Consider the following 3,916-nt stretch of genomic DNA (forward strand, 5'->3'; position numbering starts at 1 on the left):
TACAAAATCAACCTGCTGGATGGCGATGATAGCTTCTACGCCAATAACGGTATCGGCACCGATAACGTGGTCGCGATGGGTCTGGTTTACCAGTTCTAATCGACAAAAAACCCGCTGGCAGCAGCGGGTTTCTTCTTCCTGCGTGGCACATTACTGTACCGCGCTTTCTCCGTGAATTTCGCCCTTAAATCCGGTTTTCGCAATCGCTGCCAGCAGGCGTTGATTATCGAAGTTCTCCGGTACAACCACCTGCGCCTGACGTGTTTTTAGTGAGGCTTTCGCCTTAATCACACCGTCAGTGGTGCGTAATGCCTGATTAATCGAAATCACGCACAATGGGCAGTTCATCTCACCCACATCAATCGTGACCAGCTTATCGGCCGCCCAGCTAAATGGCGTCACCAGCAATAATGCCAGAATGACCGCTTTTTTCATTCCATCCACTCCCAAATCCAGGGCAACACGTACGGATAACTAATCAGCGCCAGCACCAGCGGCACCGCCAGCCAGTATAGCCACACCAGCACCCGACGGCTGACCACGTTGACGCACACCGGCTTAGGCGACAGATGTAAACGCCAGAACCCGCGTGCCATCAGCCCCAGCGCGACAATCACCATCGGGATTTGTAGCCAGGATGCGCCGGGAATACCCACCAGCCCCGCCGCCGAAATGCCAAACACCAGGTACATCAGCGGCCCGATGCAGCACAGGGTTGATGCGCCGGCGGCGATCACCGCCGCCAGCAGCGTCAGCAATCCACCCTTAATGCTGTTCGACGCTGACATAGTCGTAGCTAAATAGCGCAGGATCGTAGAAGTTCAGCGGGTCGCCGTCCACTTCAGCATACGGGTAACCGAGGTTGTTGATATCACCTTGTTCAGCGGCCGGCGACAGCGCGAAATCGCGACCATGGTTAAAGCCGACCCAGTTCATTTCCCAGTTACCGAACAGGTAGTCATTCACCGCCGTCACCGCCGGGTCGCCGTTCTCTTTTTTCTCGGTCAGACGCATTTTGGTCACGTCCGCCGGGTCCGCCGGCATCCAGCCGTAACCCGCCAGCCAGAACATAGCGCGGCAGTGCTGACCGCCGCTCACTTTTGCCACACCCTGCGCATCGGCACTGCCGAAGGCTTTTTTAGAGTATTTATCCAGCTTGCGGCTGGCACCTAAACGAATACCGAACATCTCGCGTGCCGGAATGCCAACCGCACGACACAGCGCCACAAACACCGAGTTGATATCGGTACATTTGCCGCCGAGTTTTCCCGTTTTCAGGATTTCGCCCACATCACCGGTGCCACAGCCAATCACGGCATCATCACGATGCATGTGGGTACTGACCCAGTCGTGGATCAAACGCGCCTGTTTCAACGGTGCTTTCTCGTTGCCAATAATTTTCAGCGCGGTCTCTTTGACCAGCCCGTCGACGGGAATATGCGGCGTCGCATGGAGGAATGGCTTAATCTCATCAGGGATCACCACCGCGTCAGAGGGCAGCTGCCAGTCGGCAAGACGATTGTCTTTCAGCACTTCCCAATCACGGGTTTCGATTTCCATTTTCACTTTTAGCTCCAGTGGACCACTGGAAGAAGGCCAGGTGACAAACAGAACTTTTGCGCCATAGCGGTTATTGGCATTGAGCGCCGCGCTCTGATAGTTACCGCTAAAGGAAAGATTGAGTAACTGCTGGAAGGCGGTATCTTCCGGGATGGGGATCCACAAATTGACCTTGCCGGATGAACCTTCCGGGGCTTTCAGGCTGTAGGTCTGGGTCATCACAAAACGGCGATATTTGCCGGAAGATGCGACCGCAGGTTGCGTGACGGTTTCCGTTTTAGCAAAGGCTGGGCTAACCAGACCGAGCGTAGAAAGTGCTGCAGCACTTTTCAGAAAGTGACGCCTTTCCATTGTGTATCCTTCATCACCAGAAAAAGCTGGCGCTTAACCCCGCACCTGCGGAGGTTGGCCGTCATTATGCGACCATGCATTCATCACGACAACGAATAAGAAAGGGGAAAAGTAGCAATTTGCGGGCTTTAGCGATCTGCGGACACAACGCGTGCTGGAGGTACTAATGTGAAATGGTCCGCCGCCGAGGAGTCGAACCCCGTATGGTCAGCCTGGGAAGCTGATGCTTAGCCGATAAGCTAGCGGCGATATTCAGACATGAATCCATTCAACCAACCAGAATGCACTTTATCGGTACACTTCCGCATTCCCCATCCATAAGCTGGAGTCTTTCGGTGTACTCAGCGCAATCACGCGTAATTTACCGCCACCAATAGCGCCCGCTTTTTTCTGTAGCGCCCTAATCACATCATCAGGACTGCCGTTGATGCCGCTAACAGAAACGCGACCCAGCCTATCTAACCCCGACGAGGTGTCGCTGCCGATGACTTCCGGGAGTTCTGCCGCCAATACTGACGACGAGATCGCAAAAGCAAAAATTGCTGGAATAACTTTTGAAAACAGCTTCATGTATTCAGTCCCTAATGTGATGAATTCATGAACGATTATCCACGTGAACATGCTAGTTAATGTCATCCAGACTCAAAGTTATTTAAAGATTGCGTACCAAATAAGAACTAAAGATGTCGAAATAATTCACGGGGAATATGGGCGTAGAAAACGCACACCGGAGAACAAAAATCTGACGACACGACCAGTTGCCCCAAGGGCAGTTAGTGCGCCGCTGTAAAACGTGCTGGCATTCGTCGCCGTAATCCGTACCATACGCGCATACTTTTGCCTGCTGGTCGCTATCGGCTAGAGCTAACCCATCATTTTTAGTTAATCAGATGGGGCATAAAAACGCGCAAATGGTGTACGACGTCTACAGTACATGGATTGAAAATGAACGGTGGCCCGCAAACCTTGTTGAACGACTGGCTTGCTGCGTGAAGAACGCTGCCCCCGACATGCCCCTTTTGGTTTTAGAGAACGGTAATAATGCAAGAAAATCAGTCAACTACCAAGAAAGAACAATACAACCTGAATAAGTTACAAAAACGCCTGCGCCGCAACGTAGGCGAAGCCATCGCCGACTTCAATATGATTGAAGATGGCGATCGCATTATGGTTTGCCTCTCCGGCGGTAAAGATAGCTACACCATGCTGGAAATTTTGCGCAATTTGCAAAAGAGCGCGCCTATCAGCTTCAGCCTGGTGGCGGTTAACCTTGACCAAAAGCAACCGGGATTCCCGGAACATATTCTGCCGGAATATCTGGAAAAGCTGGGCGTTGAATACAAGATTGTCGAAGAAAATACCTACGGCATCGTGAAAGACAAAATCCCGGAAGGCAAAACCACCTGCTCTCTGTGTTCGCGTCTGCGTCGCGGCATCCTGTATCGCACCGCGACCGAGCTGGGAGCGACCAAAATCGCGCTCGGCCACCATCGTGACGACATTCTGCAAACGCTGTTCCTGAACATGTTCTACGGCGGAAAAATGAAAGGCATGCCGCCGAAGCTGATGAGTGACGATGGCAAACATATCGTTATCCGTCCGCTGGCCTACTGCCGCGAAAAGGATATCGAGCGCTTTGCTGAAGCTAAAGAATACCCAATTATTCCGTGTAACCTCTGCGGGTCCCAGCCTAACCTGCAGCGTCAGGTGATTGCCGAGATGCTGCGCGACTGGGATAAACGTTATCCTGGCCGGATCGAAACCATGTTTAGCGCCATGCAGAACGTGGTGCCGTCACACCTGAGCGATATCAATCTGTTTGATTTCAAAGGTCTGACACACGGTTCAGAAGTTGTCGATGGTGGCGATCTGGCATTTGACCGCGAAGAATTGCCACTACAGCCGGTTGGCTGGCAGCCGGAAGAAGAAGACGGACAGCTTAACGATCTGCGTCTGGATATCGTGGAAGTGAAGTAATGCGATAAGCGTCTCAGGCTGCAGCCTG

General features: G+C 52.5%; 6 protein-coding genes, 1 tRNA gene and 1 pseudogene. 3 read left to right on the forward strand and 5 right to left on the reverse strand.

The features are described from left to right. A partial coding sequence (locus tag LZ634_RS21835) for a porin (protein WP_234508838.1) occupies positions 1–99 on the forward strand: 99 nt, incomplete at its 5' end. Between the two features lie 51 nt (positions 100–150). On the opposite strand, the gene LZ634_RS21840 is transcribed toward LZ634_RS21835, so the two are convergent. The 5 genes from LZ634_RS21840 to LZ634_RS21860 form a co-directional block, all read right to left on the reverse strand. Further along, on the reverse strand, positions 151–435 hold the full coding sequence (locus LZ634_RS21840) for a heavy-metal-associated domain-containing protein (RefSeq protein ID WP_234508833.1): 285 nt from the start codon (positions 433–435) through the stop codon (positions 151–153). Continuing rightward, positions 432–788, reverse strand: a complete 357-nt coding sequence (locus LZ634_RS21845; protein ID WP_234508834.1) for a hypothetical protein — start codon at positions 786–788, stop codon at positions 432–434. The genes LZ634_RS21840 and LZ634_RS21845 overlap by 4 nt, the downstream gene beginning before the upstream one ends. Beyond that, entirely contained in the window at positions 766–1,911 is a 1,146-nt protein-coding gene (locus tag LZ634_RS21850; RefSeq protein WP_234508835.1) for a transglutaminase-like domain-containing protein, read from the reverse strand. Before LZ634_RS21850 ends, LZ634_RS21845 begins: the two co-directional genes overlap by 23 nt. Positions 1,912–2,085: 174 nt before the next feature. Continuing rightward, positions 2,086–2,160: transfer RNA gene (locus LZ634_RS21855), tRNA-Gly, on the reverse strand. Positions 2,161–2,199: 39 nt separating this feature from the next. After that, entirely contained in the window at positions 2,200–2,481 is a 282-nt protein-coding gene (locus tag LZ634_RS21860; RefSeq protein ID WP_234508836.1) for a YdgH/BhsA/McbA-like domain containing protein, read from the reverse strand. Between the two features lie 210 nt (positions 2,482–2,691). Between LZ634_RS21860 and LZ634_RS21865 the strand changes: the two are divergent. Further along, positions 2,692–3,002, forward strand: a pseudogene (locus LZ634_RS21865) (hypothetical protein); the annotation flags it as partial. Further along, complete coding sequence (gene ttcA, locus LZ634_RS21870) at positions 2,953–3,888, forward strand: tRNA 2-thiocytidine(32) synthetase TtcA (RefSeq protein WP_234508837.1); 936 nt, start codon at positions 2,953–2,955, stop codon at positions 3,886–3,888. The pseudogene LZ634_RS21865 and the gene ttcA, both read left to right, overlap by 50 nt. Positions 3,889–3,916: the final 28 nt, after the last annotated feature.

Origin of the sequence: Kluyvera intermedia (assembly GCF_021440345.1) — a bacterium.
In the GTDB taxonomy this organism is placed as follows: domain Bacteria; phylum Pseudomonadota; class Gammaproteobacteria; order Enterobacterales; family Enterobacteriaceae; genus Kluyvera; species Kluyvera intermedia_A.